The 17,986-nt window shown below is 42.2% G+C and carries 12 protein-coding genes; 7 read left to right on the plus strand and 5 right to left on the minus strand.

The genetic code is table 11. The features are described from left to right. Window positions 1–22: 22 nt before the first annotated feature. The 4 genes from N6H18_RS00765 to N6H18_RS00780 all read left to right on the plus strand — a co-directional run bounded on the left by N6H18_RS00765 (window position 23) and on the right by N6H18_RS00780 (window position 4,963). On the plus strand, window positions 23–991 hold the full coding sequence (locus tag N6H18_RS00765; protein WP_262309942.1) for a hypothetical protein: 969 nt from the start codon (window positions 23–25) through the stop codon (window positions 989–991). A 138-nt stretch (window positions 992–1,129) separates the two neighbouring features. Further along, complete coding sequence (locus N6H18_RS00770; RefSeq protein ID WP_262309943.1) at window positions 1,130–3,001, plus strand: hypothetical protein; 1,872 nt, start codon at window positions 1,130–1,132, stop codon at window positions 2,999–3,001. 91 nt (window positions 3,002–3,092) lie between these two features. After that, window positions 3,093–4,061 carry a vWA domain-containing protein gene (locus N6H18_RS00775; protein WP_262309944.1) on the plus strand — a complete coding sequence of 323 codons (969 nt, stop codon included), beginning with the start codon at window positions 3,093–3,095 and terminating at the stop codon, window positions 4,059–4,061. After that, window positions 4,058–4,963: a hypothetical protein gene (locus N6H18_RS00780; protein ID WP_262309945.1), complete on the plus strand. Its 906-nt coding sequence runs from the start codon at window positions 4,058–4,060 to the stop codon at window positions 4,961–4,963. The genes N6H18_RS00775 and N6H18_RS00780 overlap by 4 nt, the downstream gene beginning before the upstream one ends. A 98-nt stretch (window positions 4,964–5,061) precedes the next feature. On the opposite strand, the gene N6H18_RS00785 is transcribed toward N6H18_RS00780, so the two are convergent. From N6H18_RS00785 to N6H18_RS00795, 3 genes are all read right to left on the minus strand, one after another. After that, on the minus strand, window positions 5,062–5,607 hold the full coding sequence (locus N6H18_RS00785) for an NUDIX hydrolase (RefSeq protein WP_262309946.1): 546 nt from the start codon (window positions 5,605–5,607) through the stop codon (window positions 5,062–5,064). Beyond that, window positions 5,600–5,968, minus strand: coding sequence for a carboxypeptidase regulatory-like domain-containing protein (locus tag N6H18_RS00790; RefSeq protein ID WP_262309947.1), 369 nt, complete (start codon window positions 5,966–5,968; stop codon window positions 5,600–5,602). Before N6H18_RS00790 ends, N6H18_RS00785 begins: the two co-directional genes overlap by 8 nt. A gap of 73 nt (window positions 5,969–6,041) precedes the next feature. Next, window positions 6,042–11,240 (minus strand): PKD domain-containing protein, encoded by a 5,199-nt coding sequence (locus N6H18_RS00795; RefSeq protein WP_262309948.1) that lies wholly within the window; start codon window positions 11,238–11,240, stop codon window positions 6,042–6,044. A 231-nt stretch (window positions 11,241–11,471) separates the two neighbouring features. Between N6H18_RS00795 and N6H18_RS00800 the strand changes: the two genes are divergently transcribed. The 3 genes from N6H18_RS00800 (at window position 11,472) to N6H18_RS00810 (ending at window position 15,138) form a co-directional block, all read left to right on the plus strand. Then, a complete protein-coding gene (locus N6H18_RS00800) occupies window positions 11,472–12,509 on the plus strand; it encodes a PorP/SprF family type IX secretion system membrane protein (protein WP_262309949.1) in 1,038 nt (345 codons plus the stop codon). 3 nt (window positions 12,510–12,512) lie between these two features. Continuing rightward, complete coding sequence (locus N6H18_RS00805; RefSeq protein ID WP_262309950.1) at window positions 12,513–13,826, plus strand: HTTM domain-containing protein; 1,314 nt, start codon at window positions 12,513–12,515, stop codon at window positions 13,824–13,826. A gap of 73 nt (window positions 13,827–13,899) precedes the next feature. After that, window positions 13,900–15,138, plus strand: coding sequence for a M48 family metallopeptidase (locus N6H18_RS00810; protein ID WP_262309951.1), 1,239 nt, complete (start codon window positions 13,900–13,902; stop codon window positions 15,136–15,138). Between the two features lie 69 nt (window positions 15,139–15,207). Here N6H18_RS00810 and N6H18_RS00815 read toward each other — a convergent pair whose 3' ends face one another. Continuing rightward, on the minus strand, window positions 15,208–16,263 hold the full coding sequence (locus N6H18_RS00815) for an NAD(P)H-dependent glycerol-3-phosphate dehydrogenase (RefSeq protein ID WP_262309952.1): 1,056 nt from the start codon (window positions 16,261–16,263) through the stop codon (window positions 15,208–15,210). After that, window positions 16,241–17,935 carry a 1-acyl-sn-glycerol-3-phosphate acyltransferase gene (locus N6H18_RS00820; RefSeq protein WP_262309953.1) on the minus strand — a complete coding sequence of 565 codons (1,695 nt, stop codon included), beginning with the start codon at window positions 17,933–17,935 and terminating at the stop codon, window positions 16,241–16,243. Before N6H18_RS00820 ends, N6H18_RS00815 begins: the two co-directional genes overlap by 23 nt. Between the last annotated feature and the right edge of the window lie 51 nt (window positions 17,936–17,986).

Here is a 17,986-nt window from a genome sequence, read left to right on the forward strand (position 1 = left end):
CTTTAGTGCCTATGTATAGAATATGAGATTAAGTTCCCTAGCCAGAAAAATAAAAGTTACACCCACTCAGTTGTCCAACTTCCTGTTGAGCGAAGGTATTGAGTTGCCACAAAATACCCACACCAAACTATCAGAAGAAACGATCGAACTGACACTAAAAGCGCATGGCTACACGGCGGCAGACCTCATTGAAACTGAATCCATCCCAGAACCCACGCCAGCAAGTAGTCCTGCTGCAGTAGAGACGATTGAGCATGAAGTAATTGAAGAAGAAATTGCTCCAGTCATAGATGAAATAACAGAACCTACCGTCACCGAAGAAATAGAACCCTCAGCTACAGAAGCAACCCTAGATGAGGAAACAGGCACCGAGGAAAAGGTCTTGGCTCAAGTCGAGAAAGAAACAAGTCCAAACGATGGCGTTCAGGAAACAGAAGAGATTGGAACAGAAACAACCCAGACCAAAGACTATGAACCAATCGAAGCTGAAGACGGCACCCTCATCGAGGCATGGACTGAACTCGCCGCTAGAGATGAGTCTGTAGAGATTATCAAGGCTCGCAAAGCTGAAGCACTGCAGGGACTTACCATCAAAGGAAAAATTGATCTCCCTGAACCAAAAAGTAAGGAAACCAAAAAAGAAATTGCGCAGGACGAAAAACCACTCGATCCCAACAAGATCATCTATACCAGCGGTCCTAAAAGAGAAAGAAGCAAAAGACCATCCCACAAAAACCCACGTAACAGACCGCAATCCAACCTCAATCCAGTAGAAGCAGAAAGGATCAGAAAGCAGAAAGAAGAGAAAAGAAGACAAGAGCAAAAGCTGAAAAAAGAAAAAAAAGCACGTGCTGAGTTCTATCTTTCTCAAGTAAAAGCTACTACACAAACCCAACCTCTAAAAAAGAAAAAAAGCAAAAACAAAACAGTCAAGAAAGAGAAAATAGAAGGAAACGTAATCCAAAAATTCTGGAAATGGCTGAATACCTGATGAATGCCAGTTACTCGTTGATCTGACCTATAAAAGCGAAAAACATCGTCTAGGTAGAGTACCTATTTTGGCATTGTTTTTTCTTAATGGCTGTCCGAGAACTGTAATAAGAACGAAAAAAATTGTATTAAACGACTCATGTTAAAGATTAGATTACTCTTATTCATCAACCTGTGTATTTATTCCTACCTATCATTTAGTCAATCCAATGACAGCAGCAAGCTCATCATTGCCAACAACTTTATCCAAGCACAGCGAGGAGAAACCATTGAGTTTCTAGTTGGCACTGTACAACCAAGAGGTGAGATCAGACTGGCCAATGCCCCCAAAGGAGCATCACTTGATGACAACAGGAAATTTACCTGGGCCATACCTGAGTACTATTCCAAAGCCAACGCTATTCTCAATTTTTATCTCTTCATAGATGAAGTCATGGTCGATGCGCAATCGGTCTTTGTCATCATCCAGCAACCTACCCAAGAACCACAGATCGAGCTCAAGAGCAATGCAGTGCTGCAAAATGGAGTTTATCGGATCAACCCCACGACAGATTTCTTTTTGGAGGTCAATGCCACAAACGGCAACCCAAAAGATACCACTCAAGTAACCCTAGATTACTATTTCAACGAAAACAAAGACCTGAAAAAACTCAATAATGTAAAAATTGAGTTAGAAAAGAACAATCTCAAAATCCAATGGTCTCCCAATCAAGATCAGATCAAACACAAATACTATCGTATGACAGTGGTCGCTACGGATCATCATCATGTAAAGACAGAGCAAGTACTGGTTTTTGCACTGAGTAGTAACAATCATTTGCCCTATTTCAAATTCCCTGTACTAGATGAGTATTATATTTCGGATGGAGAAACACTATCTATTGACATGTCCGCCCAAGACATGGATCATGACTCACTGGTCTACAAACTAATCATCCCGAGCAAAATCGGCAACCCTAAATTGTCAGAAAAAGGGCTTTTCACATACAAACTCAATGCTGATGAACTACACAGACTCAGAAGCTACTTCCCTATGGAGGTCACTGTAGAAGTGTCCGAAAGAGGCCCTGAAAACCCGAATACGATCTCCAAAACTTTCTTGATCAGAAAAAGTATCAGGAATGAACCACCCAGAATCCTTAACCTCCAAAATGACAAAGTCTATGAAGGGATCGCTTTGGATAAAAAAGTGTTTATCCAGGATGGTAATGACCTGTTTTCGGACCTAGAAGTGGACATCATCGGTGCACCAGAAGGCATGGTTTGGGATTTTCAAAACAATCTTCTCTCCATAGATTGGACACCTGGTTTTGATGTAGTAGGAGTAGAAATGCAACCCAAAAAATTTGACATGCTCCTAGTCGTACGTGATCCTCATGGGTATGTGGATCAAAAAGCATTCACCATCACGGTAGAACATCGCGAAAACACCGCAGTAACCTACGAAACCTATTTGGAATACCGCGACGATGCTGTCCAACTCATTGAATTTCTCTCTCAAATCAACTCCCAAATGGAAGACAGAGAAAACAAAGTACAAAGCCTGAAAAAGGGACTTTCGGTCATGTCGATGTTCTTGGCAGTCTATACTGCCAGTGGCAATGTTTTTGATGATGGATCAACTGCCAAGCAACTGGTCCCCTTTGTCGGTATCATGGCTGCAGTCACCACAGGTATCAATGCCTTTGGATTCAATGATCTGCCCAAATTTGGTTCGATCCGAGAACAAACCTTTATACTACAACAAAAGTTGATGTACATCTTGGCAATCTTGAATGAATACAAAATCGAGTCTCCTAATAGCCCCAATCTGGAAAACAAAGAATTCAGAGACAATTTGGCCACCTATGAGCAATGGATGGTACAAGACAAACTCAACTTCAAAAGCTACTACAGCAAATACAAAAGTTTGAACTTTGTCAAAAAGAATACCCAACAAGCACGGCATAAGGCAGAAAAAAATGGCACTGAGCCTACAGGTCTGTTGTTTATCAATCTTAATGAAATATAGCAAATGCTAAAAATTGTTAAATAGCTAATTAACATTTGCCCTTGGAGTACCGATAATTATATTTGTCTACTTCTAAAAACTGCGGTTGCTTATGATATGGAACGGTACACTGGGTACCTTAGAAATAACCTTTATCCTGCTATTCGGGCTCTTTTATCTGCTCTACATAGCCAAAGCTATCAAGGCAGCCAAAGCCCTGAAAAGTAGCTACCGTCGTGTATTCTACAAGATTCTACTCAGAAGCATTTATTTTGGGTTATTCATCGTGGCACTGATGGGCCCTTCATTTGGGCAAACCAAGAAAGAAATCAAATCCATTGGAAAAGACATATTTATATGCATTGATTTATCCGAATCCATGAATGCCTTTGACATCCAGCCAACCCGTCTGGAAAAAATAAAATTCGAACTCAAAGAAATTGTAGAAGCCTTCAATAGTGATCGGATTGGATTGATCATGTTTTCCAACGAGGCATTTGTTCAATGTCCCCTCACCTATGACAAAAGTGCCTTGAGCCTGTTCATAGAAACCCTAAGCACCAATTTGGTTCCCAATTCAGGCACTGACTTTGGTCCTCCCTTAGAAATGGCCTTGGACAAGATTTCTGATGAAGAAAATTCCATTACCCGACAAAAATCAAAAATCATTATTCTTATCAGTGATGGGGAGGATTTTGGTGAAGACACTGAGTCCACTGCCAAAAAAGTAGAAGAAGAAGGCATTAAGCTTTTTACACTAGGAATCGGTACGGATTATGGAAGTAAGATTATGACCCGAAACGGATTCAAAAAGAATAAACAAGGACAGGAGGTAGTCTCCAAATTGAACTCTACCTCCCTCAGACAACTGGCCAAGACTACCAATGGAACCTATTTTGAAATCAACGACAAACAAAACGACGTAGAAAAATTGATCAATACCATCGGTGATATAGAAGGAGAATTGCGTGACACAGTACAAATGGATGTGTCTGCCAACAAATATTACTATTTTCTGGCCTTGGCCATTGTACTCCTCCTCTTTGATGTATTGGTCAAAACTAAAACCATGACGATATGAAAAGCTGGCTTTTGATCTTATTGGTAGCATGGAGTGTGGGAGGGAATGACACAGCCAAAATCAACAGTTTAAAGAAAGAAGCAGAAGCCGCCTACAAAAAAGGTAACTTCAAAGTTTCGGCCGAAAAATTCTCCTTCTTAGTGGATTCATTGCACATAGAAGACGAAAGTGCCAAACTCAACCTAGGACACAGTTATTTTCATCTGGGTCAAAACGAAAATGCCCAAGCACAATACCAAAAATTGACATTGTCTGCTAATCAGCAGTTTAAATCCATTGCCTATCAACAGCTGGGCGCCTTGTCCAACGACACAAAAACCCTAGAAAAAGCACTTTCATTTTTCAAATCAGCATTGAAGGCCAACCCTGCCAATGAGGACGCGAGGTACAACTATGAATTGATCAAGAAAAAACTCCAAGATCAAAAAGATCAAAACAAAGACGATCAGAATCAAGACGATCAAAATCAAGACGACAAACAGGATCAGGAAAAACAAGACCAAGAAAAACAAGATCAAAAAGGAGATAACAAAGATCAAAAAAACGAAGACGGAGAAAAAGACGAATCTGAAGATCAAGAAAAGCAAGATCAAAACAGCGAGCAAGACCCGAACAAAGACAAAAAAGACCCTAAAGAACAAGAACCACAAAACAAGGAAGGAAAAGAAGGGGAAAACGAAAAAGATCAGCAAAACCCTGAGCAACAAGAAGGAGAAGAGAACGACGAAAAGTCAGATCAACCGCCTCAACCGAGCACTGCTGACAAACTACAAGAGATGAATATCTCCGAAGAAAAGGCAAAAATGATCTTGGAAGCACTCAAAAATAGTGAAATACAATACATCCAACAAAACCAACGCAGAGCTACCAAAAAGCAAGAAAGTGGCAAGCCAGACTGGTAGGACTGTATAAAAACGCTGGTCTGGAGTATCGAGGCAATAGATATAAGCTGTATCCCCAACAAGCATACAGCTCCTGTATCCTCACACAAATCTGCGTATCATATATAAAGCAAAGCAGACTTTTCAACCATTCTCATGATGGATATTTCATTTGCGACATAGCTAGAGATGTCTGTCAGTGGAATCCAGGCCAATTGGTTGGACTCTTCGTTTTTGGTCAATTCGTCGGGAGTCAGAGTGACAAAGACAAAGCGCACATCATAGTGCTCATGTGCAGGTACTTCCTTTCGGGCGGGAATCGGATGGATATCCAAATCGAATATTCCATCATGTAGAAGTAATACATTCCTTAATCCTGTTTCTTCTTCTAGTTCCTTGCGGGCCACACGAACAACGTCTTCATCACCATCTGTATGTCCACCTGGCTGTAACCATCTATCCAGCTTCTTGTGATGCATGAGTACCACAGCATCTTTGGATGGATTTAACACCCAAGCAGAGGCGGTAATATGCCCAAACAACAAGCTTCGCTCAAAACAATCATCATAAGAAAGGAGGTCCAAAAACCTCCCTCTATATATCATCTCTTCTGGATACTTGGATTGATAATTTTCAATCTCTGATATGAGTGCTTGCCTATTCAATGATAGTGTTTACTTTGTTGGTTCTTCCTTCCATCAAGGGTGATGTCAATACCCCTGCTCCAATGTTACTCTTGTCACCATTGATTGCATGTACATAATACGCCTTCGCATCCAGTTTCTTAAAGACCACCAGTCCTTTCTCATCTGTTTTTTCTGTAGTAGTGACAGGATTGATTTCGGCTCTATAATCTTCTTTGGTGGCGTACAAGGTAACATTAGTTCCATTTGCAGGATTACCTAATTCATCCAATACGGTTATTTTAAGTGAAGTGGGCAGCAATCTGAGTTGCGCTGGCTGAAAAGAAGCTGACAACAACAATACTGCAATCCATAAAACAGTCTTTGAAAAATACTTTTCCATTGAAATTTTTGTTTGTTTCACCAAGTATTATTCATTTTTCATGCCAAAGTGTAAAAAACTGAAAAACAGCAAATTAACGCACTATCATCACCCCACCTCGCTGTTGAATCCGTCCTCTTTCGGGCTGTAGAGAGCTTTTGAAGCTCATGATGTAGGCATAAGTCCCCATCTGTAGAAGAATTCCACGATAATATCCGTCCCATCTAAAGTTGATATCTGTCGAGTAGTAAACCAATTCTCCCCATCTAGAATAGATTTTGATCTCAAAATCAGAGACATAATCATTAGGGTAAACAAAGAAGGTATTATTTGTTCCATTGGGAGCAAAGGCATTGGGCGCATGGATGATTGGCGCACAGTTGTCAAATACTTCTACTATATCCCTGATACAGGTAAATCCATTACCCAAAGTGACCTCATACACGCCTGCCTCACTGGTGATATATACCCTATCAGTACTCAAGACATCTGTATCGTTGACTATCGTCCAAGAATATGAAGTGAAAGAACCTGGATCCAAAGCGATTTGATTTTTGGTTGGATCTGGATCTTGGCTACAAAATGACGCACTGGGTGTCAGCAACAATTGATCTGCATCGATAGGCAACACTGTCACATTCATACTGGCATCTGCCTGACACACACTCAGGTTGGATGATACGTTGACAGCATAGTTACCACTTTCACCTATTGATATTTCGGCTCCTTTTTCATCCAACAGTTGCCCGTTGAGATCTGTCCAAGTAAAAGTCACATCTTCGGTAATATTGGCATAAGCTCTCAAAAACACCTCTGCATTGTCATCACAATTAGGGTCAGCTGCGATGAATACTGTCAATTCGTCAAACACATTGACAGCCCTGCTGACCGAGTTGACACATCCTGTCCCTTGATCTAACACCCTGACTTCATACGTTCCTGTAGCGATCACTGGAATTTGTGAAGTCAAGCTACCTGTATTCCAGACATAAGCAGGATTACCAACCAACGGGCTGGTGATATTGGCAAGCAAAGTCAGTCTACCATCACATTCATTGCCTCGCACGTCTATTTGAGCGGTAGGGAGCGCATTTTGTGTAACGATCACCTCCTGCGTATAATCACAAAAACCAGTACTGGATGCGGTCACAAAGTAACTACCAGCCGCACCAACCACGATGGAGTCTCCCTGTGCTGAGCCAATGATGTCAGTACCTGTCCATGAATACAACACTGGATCAGCAGGGTTAATTGTCACAGGCAGTATACCAACCTTACCTTCGTCTCCGCAGATAAACTGCGGATCCACCAAGAAGTCTGGCAAAGGATTTCCGTCCAATTGAATACCATCCAAAGTACCTGTACAAGTAATACCACCTGCCACTCCTTGTACCACCAATGAGTAAGTGCCTGAATCTAAATTTGTAATCGAAAACGCTCCAGCAATTAAGGTCGCATTGGATGCAAACACAGAATTGCCTCTTCCATCAAACAATTCATAATCCACTGTGGCAGATATGGGAGCATTGACCGTGATGTCCAACTGCCCATCTCCTGGACAGCCAGGGATTGGCGTAGCATTCAAAGTAAAAGTACCACCGTCTGCTACAGTCGCTACACGAGGCCTGTTACAACCACTTACAATATTGGTTACTGAAATGGTGTATCCTCCTCCACTCAAATTGCTGGCAATCTGCGTATCTCCTGAAGGTCCAGTAATAGCAGATGGTAAAACGGACACAGGGCCAGTCAGTCCATAGGTAAAACTCCCCGCATCCAGAATATTGATATTAATCGCTCCGTCTGTTGCCCCACAACCCGTAGTAGGTGTGGCATAAAAATCATAATTGGGGCTATTTTGGACAGTAATCTGAATATCATCCACGGTCACACAGTCAAAAATATCTACTACTTCCACCTCATAGACATATACGCCAGGCAAACTAGTATCGACAGTCTGACGGCTCAATGTATTGCCATTGGTCACACCTCCTAAACTCCATGTATATTGCGATCCAGGATTTCGAGCATTCAAGGGACCAAAAGCCACATCCTGACAAACCAATTGATCAGGCCCCAAATCGACGATCGGGCTGGTGTCATCTACAAATGACTCACGTGGTTCAGATTGACAACCAGTAGTACGATCTGTGATATAGACATTGATCACGCTTGCTTGTGATACAAGCACTTGTCTGGTAGAATCCCCAGTTGTCCAAGTATAGGATAAATTGCTATCCTCTGTAGGCCATGCTTCTAGCAAAACTGGGCCATTGCATAGAGTGACGGCATCTTGAACAGTAGGTGCATTTGGCAATGGGAATATTTCTACCGGTTCTAAAAACGTAGTATCCAATCCGCATCTATTTGTCACACGCAATGACACATTGTACACCCCGATCAAATTGTAGAGATGGGTTGTATCCTCGACATTGGCAAATGTGCCATCATCAAAAGTCCAGAAATAATTGTCAATGATAGATGTCCCCGAGCCATCAAAAATTACCTCTTGACCCAAACAAGCATTTTCATAGGCAATACCAGGATTCATGGCGGTCAATGGTACCGTCTGTACAAAATTGGGCAATCCCAACCTACTTGTCCTGCCCTGCAGATCAAACCCGTCTTCTATAAAACTAGCTCCCGCATCGTCATTTGCAGGGTTATTGATCGTACCTACAGTAGTCTGTCCATCAATTGCCATGTAGATAATCCCATCAGATCCTGTCTGCAAGGCGCCATACTGCAAGGTTGCATTTGACCCCATGACAAACTTACTTGCCATGATATCAGCCTCCGCAGTGGGTGCTTGAATACTATCTAGATCATATTGCAACAATTTAGAACCATTGGAGTTGGTACTGACATACAATTTCTCTGCTCCACCCGAAAATTCCACTCCGTATATCAAAGCAGGCAACGGCTCTTCAATATCTATTTTGGCAATTTGTTCTATCACCCCCAAACTATCAATTTCAAATAGCTCTATGTAGTTTTCATTGGTATCTTGGATCGCCATCGCTATGTAATTACCAGATTGGGCTACCTGTAGCTCTGCAGTAGCATTCTTTTCTTCATCTAGCCTCAAAACACTACCCGCTGAAGAGGTAATAGGATTTCCTATCCCTGCTCCTGTCAATGGATAGGATCTAAATTGGTTGTTGCCAAACTCGTGAGTAATCAACCATGTAACTCCTTGTCCAACTCCTAGTCCAGTCATTCGTTCAGTACTGTTTGTAAAGAAGGGCATATTCTTCTCTACCACTGCTCCTCTCATCAAATCTCGCTTCATATCCACCACTGAGTAGCGCATATTGTAACTATTGTCTCCATAGACAGGATCGGAAGTAAACACATAAAAGGTAGTCGTATCTCCCGGGAATGGTACAATCATCACACCTTGCATGGAAGTACTGTCTCCACCAATGTTGGTTCCATTGGGCATAATCTGATGCTCTTTGTTCCACACTGTCACTCCATTGGTATAAAACAAGAGTTCTCCATTCAAATCAGAGACAGATGATGCTCCTTGCGGAGAATTCATCAAATTAGCATCTGTGATGGCAGTGGTTCCATTGAGTCCTGACGGGTCATTGAAATCTATTCCTGCCATTTCCCCAAAATACCATTGGTTGCGAAACTGAGAGACGTCCTCATAGGTCACGACTTGTACATAGTCATAATTAAGACATCCCCCTGGTGTTTGAACCGCTACTGAAAATACACCTGTGGTGTCCACCTCGATGGTTTGGGTGGTTTCGCCTGTATTCCAGGCATAGGTCAATCCTCCTGCACCTGCATCATAGGTGAAAACTTCTCCAGGACAACGGACTGTATCCATGCCCAGATCTATCATCATGTCATTCTCATTGATTGTCACGATTCTGGTGTAGGTTTCTATCACATCATTGAGTGTCACCGTGAGTGTCACCGGAAATGTCCCTGCACCAGGAAAAGAATACACTGGCGCAGGACCCGTAAGTGAGTCTCCTGTACCAAAATCCCAAACATAACTCTCAGGCGTGGGTTCTACAGTAGAGAAAAACTTTGTGCTCTGGTTGGTACAGGTATCCATCATCACAAAAGCTACATTATCGAAGGTTTCGAAATGTGGCGCAGCAAAAGAAGGAAACTGACGCCCATTGACTCCTGAAGGATCAAAAGCCAAACTGTCATACCCAACATTGAAAGTCACACTGTCTGCGTGAAAAGTACTATCCGCCTCCAAAATCACCCCTATCTCTATGGCATCACCACTGGTTTGTTGATAGAGATGGTAAATATTCTGATCGGGTCCACGCTGCACACCGTAACTCCTGAAAACTGGCTGAAACAACAAAGAATTCACTGTTTCGAAAGGGTCGTTGAAATCGAACTGGTACAAATTGCCAAACTCCCCAGATCCTCCAAATCTAGAGATGTACAACTGATCTCCAGAAGCAGACCATTCCAAATCATATACAGCCTCTCCTGCCCCATCACTATTTCCTGAGTTGAGAATCGAACGATTGAAAGTTAATCCTCCTGTGGCAACATCAAAATCTAGTATGTAAACATTGCGATTGGCAGTCTTGGGAGCTACAGCCAAACGACCATTGATGGGATCAAAAGCAAAACTGGCTGCTTCATACGAAGGTTGCGGTACTGTACCGAGTGCAAAATTTGTAGTCACACCCAATCCTGTCGTACTGTTGAGTGCAGTCACCCGGTAATCAAACGAAACCCTGTTTTGGGTGATCAACCAGTAATTATCTATGTCTTGCTTGATGACTATCATCGCTTCAGATGGGTTGGTCAATCCAGTTGTCTGGTTGGCACTTACCAAATCTCCCAATGGAGGTTCGCCCACGATACCGTTGCCCATGAGGGTTCTATCTACAATAGTATATTGGATTTCATTCACACCTGTATTGCCAGAGTTGGTGAAAATGTAATATTGCCCCGTACTATATGGAAGTGGAAAAACTACGGCAGATCGATTGATCGCTGGGTTACCTGACAGCAGAGGGTTACCTAGCAAAGTCTGATGATTGGTATCATAGATTCTTTCACCATCCGTATAAAATAGCAAGTCTCCCGTCACAGGATTGGTGATCACAGCACCCCCACCGATACCGTATGGAGTGACCTGAATATCGTCCAGCTGTGCTCTCGCATCCGACTTGTTGAAAATAACGGCTGTTGTAGAATTTCCAAACAACCAATTGTACTCAGCGTAATTCTGACCCTGTGCCCAAACATTCAATTGGGCAAAACACAACACGACCGCAAATATCCATTTGGACTTCACCATGAGAGCACACCTATTTCTGATTAATTCTTTCTGTTCCAAAAAGCTGATTCTTTCCAATGTTCAACATCATAGACTCCCTAAAATTAAGTCAATTCGGTCAAGTAACGAGTAAAAAAGACATTTCTATGCTATAGATGTCAACAAAAAATAATTCCCTTCATTATTGAGACAATATTTTATATTTTGCATCGATTCTATTATTGGAGGTATAGTCTCGAAAGGTAAATCTCAATGCTCAGAAAAACACTCATTTTATTCTCTTTATATATTCTATTGATCCCCAAGGATTCTTATGGGCAAGACCCGCAGTTTTCACAGTATTATGCGGCACCACTGTATCTCAATCCTGCCTTGGCTGGACTCAATCAGATGGGTAGAGCAGGTGTCAACTACCGAAACCAATGGCCCTCGATAGACGCCAGTTTCGAGACCTTCTCTGCCTATGTGGATTACAACTTTGATGAAAAAAACAGCAGTGTAGGCTTGCTCATCACCTCTGATCGTGAAGGCATCGCAGGGTTGACCTCAACAGAAATTGCCCTACAATATGCCTATCAAGTACGAGTCAATTACAAATGGACTTTTCGACCTGCCGCACAAATTTCGTACACACTCAGAGATCTCAACTTCAATCGACTAACGTTTGGGGATCAAATTGATTCTAATGGTTTGAACGGAAACCCGACCGCAGAGCAATTTGACAATGCGGGTACAGTAGGGTATTTTGATCTTGGACTAGGAGGCATTGTCTTCTCCGACCGTATTTGGTTTGGAACCTCAGTACACCATATACGCGAACCAGACCAGTCATTCTTGGGAGATGGTAGTCCACTGCCCCGCAAATTGTCGTTTCATGGAGGATACAGAATCCCTCTACAATCAGGTTTGCGTCGGGGTGAAACTGCGAAAGGTATGCAGCGTAGTTTGTCGCCTACCTTCAACTACCGAACACAGGGAGAGTTTGACCAATTGGACTTAGGAGTGTATTTCACATGGGAACCTGTGATATTTGGTCTATGGTACAGAGGGATTCCGATCAAAACACCTACAGGAAGTGGTTCTAACACTGAATCGCTGATCTTCATGTTTGGGGTGACTCAGAAAAAACTGACCTTTGGTTACAGCTTTGATTATACGCTTTCCAATCTTGGAATAGCTACTGGTGGTGCCCATGAGGTATCCATTACATATACCTTCAAAATGGGAGACCCCCGAAAACCAGCTCGTAATGTGAGGGAACTGCAATGTCCAGTTCCTTATATGTTCTAATTCATGTTCCAAAAACTACAAGCCGAGTTTTACAAACCCATTGACAACAGTCCAATAGTTCTGTTCAGAATTCTGTTTGGCTTGTTGATGGCTGTAGAATCATTTGGAGCCATAGCCACGGGTTGGGTCAAAGAAACTTTCGTCGATCCCAACCTGCATTTCCCATTCATCTGGCTAGACTGGTTGAAACCACTCTCTGGTGATGGCATGTATTACTATTATGCAGTGATGGGATTAGCCAGTCTGCTAGTCATGATCGGCTACAGATACAGGTGGAGTGCCTTAGCCCTCGCATTGCTATGGTCTGGCTGCTACTTCATGCAGAAGACACACTACAACAATCACTACTATTTGGCTATGCTGCTGTGCTGGTACATGGTGCTGATTGACCCCAGAGGCTTTTGGTCGGTGGACTCTAACCGCTCCCAATTCAAACCTAGCAGCTGTCCCAACTGGTACAGGCAATTTTTCATTCTACAGTTCTTCATCTTTTTTAGTTATGCATCTGTAGCCAAATTTTCTGAGAGCTGGATATCTGGCGATTTCATCAATATGGCCTTTTCTCGCAAAGGTGATTACTTTTTGATTGGCCCGTTGTTGGTTCAGCCTTGGTTTCAATATTTCATCGTGTATTCAGGAATTGCTTTTGATGCATTGATATCGCCTTTGTTGCTTTGGAAACGAAGTAGATGGTACGCATTTACGGCACTGATACTTTTCAATCTGTTCAACTCCGCAGTTTTTCAGATTGGTATTTTCCCTTACATGGTAATCGCATTGGCCTTTTTTTTCTTTGAACCTGAAAAAATTAGACAATGGTTCTTCAAGAATAAAAAAATGGATGACTCAGCTCCGGCTCAACAGCAACCATGGATTATCTATGTATTTGCACTGTATTTTGCATGGCAACTGTACCTACCGTTGAGGCATTTACACATTGCTGGAGACGTACTTTGGAGGGAAGAAGGTCATCGTCTGAGCTGGCGTATGATGCTGAGAAACAGATCTGGTAGTTGTCAATTCGTAGTAAAAGATGGAGAGACTGGAGAAAAAATCAATGTCCAAAAAAGAGATTACCTCAGCAACAAACAAATCAGTCGTGTCAACACCTATCCTGATTTTGCATGGCAGTTTGCCCAACACCTCAAAGAAGACTACCTCCAAAAAGGCATGAAAGACCCTCAGGTATACTGTCTCCGTAGCAAAGTCAAAATCAACCGTGGCGAATACCATCCATTGATCAATCCAGAAACTGATCTAGCCAATGTCTCATGGAACTACTGGGGCAGAAATGAATGGGTACTGGATAAACCCTAAGTGTAGTGAGTCAGAAAGTTGAAAGTCATTAACAAATCGAGTACACAAGACGACAGAATCTAGAAAACCAAATATGAACAGCGACAACATTCTATACATCATCATTGGTATCACGGTTTTTGATTTCGTATTCAACAAAACCCTAGGCATACTCAACAACAGAAGTAGAAAAAAACCAATACCAGCATCACTCCAAGGCATCTACGACCAAGAGAAGTACCAAGAATCTCAGCACTACCAGACTGCAGTCTTCAACTTTTCAATCGTCAGCTCAACTTTTAGTTTTATCGTGATGTTGGCACTACTGTGGTTTGGGGTTTTTGGGTGGATTGATGGCCTCATTCGCAACATAGCTCCTGTCGAATACGTCGCATCGCTGTATTTCTTCGGGATCGTTTATTTTGCTTCTGACCTGATGAGTATCCCTTTTGATCTCTACGGCACATTCGTCATCGAAGAAAAATTTGGATTCAATAAAACAACAGCTAGGACTTTCATTCTTGACAAAATCAAGGGTTGGATGCTCACTATAGTTGTTGGTGGGATCATCGCTACGATTTTCATTCTATTGGTCGCTTTTTTCACACAGACATTTTGGATTTATTTTTGGCTTATTGCCAGTGTACTGATGGTATTCATCAATATGTTCTACACTTCCTTGATTATCCCGCTGTTTAATAAACTAACACCTTTGGCTGATGGGTCTCTCAAAAATGCCATTACAGCCTATAGCCAAAGCGTCAATTTTCCTATCAATAATATCTTTGTGATCGATGGTTCCAAGCGCTCTTCCAAGGCCAACGCATTCTTTAGTGGATTGGGAAAGAAGAAAAAAGTAGTCCTCTATGATACTTTGATCAACAATCACAGCGAAGAAGAATTAGTCGCAGTATTGGCTCATGAAGTCGGTCACTACAAGAAAAAACACATCATTTGGTCCATGATCCTGAGTCTATTACAAGTTGGGTTCATGCTCTGGGTGCTCTCTCAAATGATCTTTAGTTCGGAAATCTCATGGGCACTAGGCGCCAACTCAACCAGCATCCATATCAATGTACTGGCATTCGGTATTTTGTTTTCTCCAATCTCCACCGTGATCGGTATCCTCATGAACCTACTGAGTAGAAAAAATGAGTATGAAGCAGATGAATATGCTGTCAAAACCTACGACAAACAACCGCTGATTGCTGCATTGAAAAAACTAACTTCAGACAACTTGGGCAACCTCACTCCACATCCAGCCTATGTTTTCGTCAACTATTCACACCCGAGTTTGCAACAAAGAATCGAGAAGATGGAAGGAATAGATTGAAAGATTTGAGAATCAAGAGTCAAGATTCAAAATTTGAAACCAACGACTACAGACCATGGTCTATGGACTTTAAATAAAATCTATTTCCGCTCTGAAAGGGAATTTCATAAAGTAGGTATGCGACTCTGCTACGGTCATTTTGCCATGAATAATCTTGTGTAGTGTTTCGGTGATTGGTACACGGATATTCAAACTTTCGGCTAGTTCTCTGATGATTTCAATGGTATTGATACCTTCGGCTACTTCTTCCATGGATGCTTTGATTTGATCAATTGATTCACCTTGAGCGAGGCGAAACCCGACAGTGAAGTTACGACTCAACTTGGAAGTACAGGTCGCAATCAAATCGCCAACGCCAGCCAAACCAATAAACGCCTTGGTATTACCTCCCAAAGCATTGCCAATATGGATCATTTCCACCATACCTCTACTGATCAACAAGGACCTTGTATTTTCACCCAGACCCATCCCACTGACAGCTCCAGAACCTATCGCAATGATATTTTTGAGTACACCACAAAACTCAATCCCGATCAGATCATTGCTACCATAAACCATAAATCGGTCATTTTTGAGCAGCTTTTGACCGATATCTATCACCTCCTCAAAGTGACTCGCCACTACTGTTGCGGCTGGTTGCCGCTCTTCAATTTCTTTGGCCAAATTGGGTCCAGCCAAGCAGCCCACTCTGAGTACAGAAGTTTCTTCTAAGATCACCTCACTCATCGTCCGCACATGCTTACGCGAAAGCGGATTTTCTTTGGTGAGCACGATTCCTTCTGGTATATTCAGATCTAGTCCCTTCGTCCCGTGAATCAGGATATGATAGGGTCGTAGTGAAGGAGCCAGGCTCTTGATCATCTGCCTAAAATTGGCAGACGGAACGATCGGAAAAATAACCTCACATTGGTTGCCAATGTCTTCTATGTAGGATGTTATGTTAATATTTTCCTCCAGATGCTGTCTGGAACTGATGCGAGAACTAGAAATTTCCTTCGCCTTTTCTTTGTCTCTGACATAGAGCAGCACATCACTTTTTTCAGCCAAGATATTGGCTATCGCTGTCCCGAAACTCCCTGCTCCTATTACTCCTACTGGCTTCTTAGAAGTATTTTTCGAGATCATAACCGATCAGTTTATTATGATAAAAATAAAGCAGATTCATATTCTGCACTTCTATGTCTCCTTTTTTGGTCTTGACCATCGGGAGCATGGCGTGATACATCCCTAGATTTTTCAATCCATGATCAATGATTTCGTCCACAGTCAATGAAAACAAGTGGTCAGCCATACCTACCTGCTTCTGCGCATTCAATTCCTTGAGCGCTTCCAAAATCACAATAAACTGTGCTTTGAATGCATCATAGTTGATAATCAAATCATCGTCTTGCAACCTGAGTAAGCCATACAAATCTAGGTGCTTGTTGATCCTACCGAGCATTCTGAAACCTACATATGCAACCATGTGGCTAGAAAAAACACGGCTATGTTTGTGAAACTCCTCTACAATTTTCTTACCCAGAATCCTATTGTATTCTTGTTCGCGCTGGTGATTTTCGGTGATTTCTCCATTGGATTTGAAATAGTCCTTGATATCTATGATCTGACCATTCTTATCCAAACTGTTTCCTTTTGAATCCACATTGTTACCCAGTACGTCCAATGCATCCCCAATAGAGACAGAGATGTCAGATCCTTTGGTAAAAAATTTAACGAGGAACTTTGATATTTTATATGAAGTAGTAAACTCATCATTTTCCTCATAGTAGCGTTGCTGCCCTTTTCTTTTGAGGTAGTCGTTGATCAAACTTGGCGCTTCTAGCACAAAATGATAATTAATCGCGACTGGTACGATAAACACCTTGTTCTGATCACTATCCTCACTCTGGAAGACCTGACGCTGTGCTTCGATGGCAGTACCCAGCAGACCCAACTTCAATACTTTTTCGATCTTGCCACTTCTTGATCTGGTCCCTCCTGGGAAGAACAAACTGTGACAGCCCTCACGAATGGCAATGGTTGAATAGGCCTTGAGTGTCTCTAGGTAAAGTGCATTTTTCTTTCGTCTGTCTACTTTGTAAGCCCCGACGCTATTCATGAAATAGGAGAATATCTTCAGATTGAACAAGTTCAATCCTGCACCATAGATAAACGGCGGCAAACCCAAAAACTGGATCACCCAACCGATCAACACAGAATCCAAGTTGCTGTAATGTGTAGGCACCATCACGACCGTACCCATTTTCGCCAACTTTCTCAGTTCATCTACCTTCCCAGTGATGTGGATTTTATCATCCAGATCAAGCTGATTGCTGAATACCGACCAAGGGCCTTTGACACGTACGGCATTGAGCAGACGTCCAAACCCAATCGTGACCAAAGTACGCGTCACATTATAATGAGATGGATTGAAATGCCCTGCAATTTCATTACTGTATCGCTCGACGATCTTGACCATGATGTTCTTGAGCGCGATGTCTTTGTCAGCTTCTTTGAGATTTTCTACCTGTGCGAGATCCTCACTCATTTTCTCCCAAAACGAGTAATCATCGACAGGGTCCACTTTCCAAGGATTGGTTTTGACTCTTTGCTTTTCGCGAAAAATCGTCATCTCCAACTCCTCTTTGAGAGACTTCCCTCTTTTGAGATTCAGAAGGTTGTCATAACTCTCCTCTACCACCAACTGCACAAATTCCTTCCTTTTTTTTGCCATCTGCATGACAGGCCAGGTGTTGGCGTTTTTGAGTATTGGTTTGTACTTCGTCTTGGTCCTTCTTTTTCTTATCAGGGGCTTCATATAGTCACAAATAAAAAGGATGAACAGTGTTTATTCATCCCTTTGAGACTG

It is taken from the genome of Reichenbachiella agarivorans (assembly GCF_025502585.1).
Lineage (GTDB): Bacteria > Bacteroidota > Bacteroidia > Cytophagales > Cyclobacteriaceae > Reichenbachiella > Reichenbachiella agarivorans.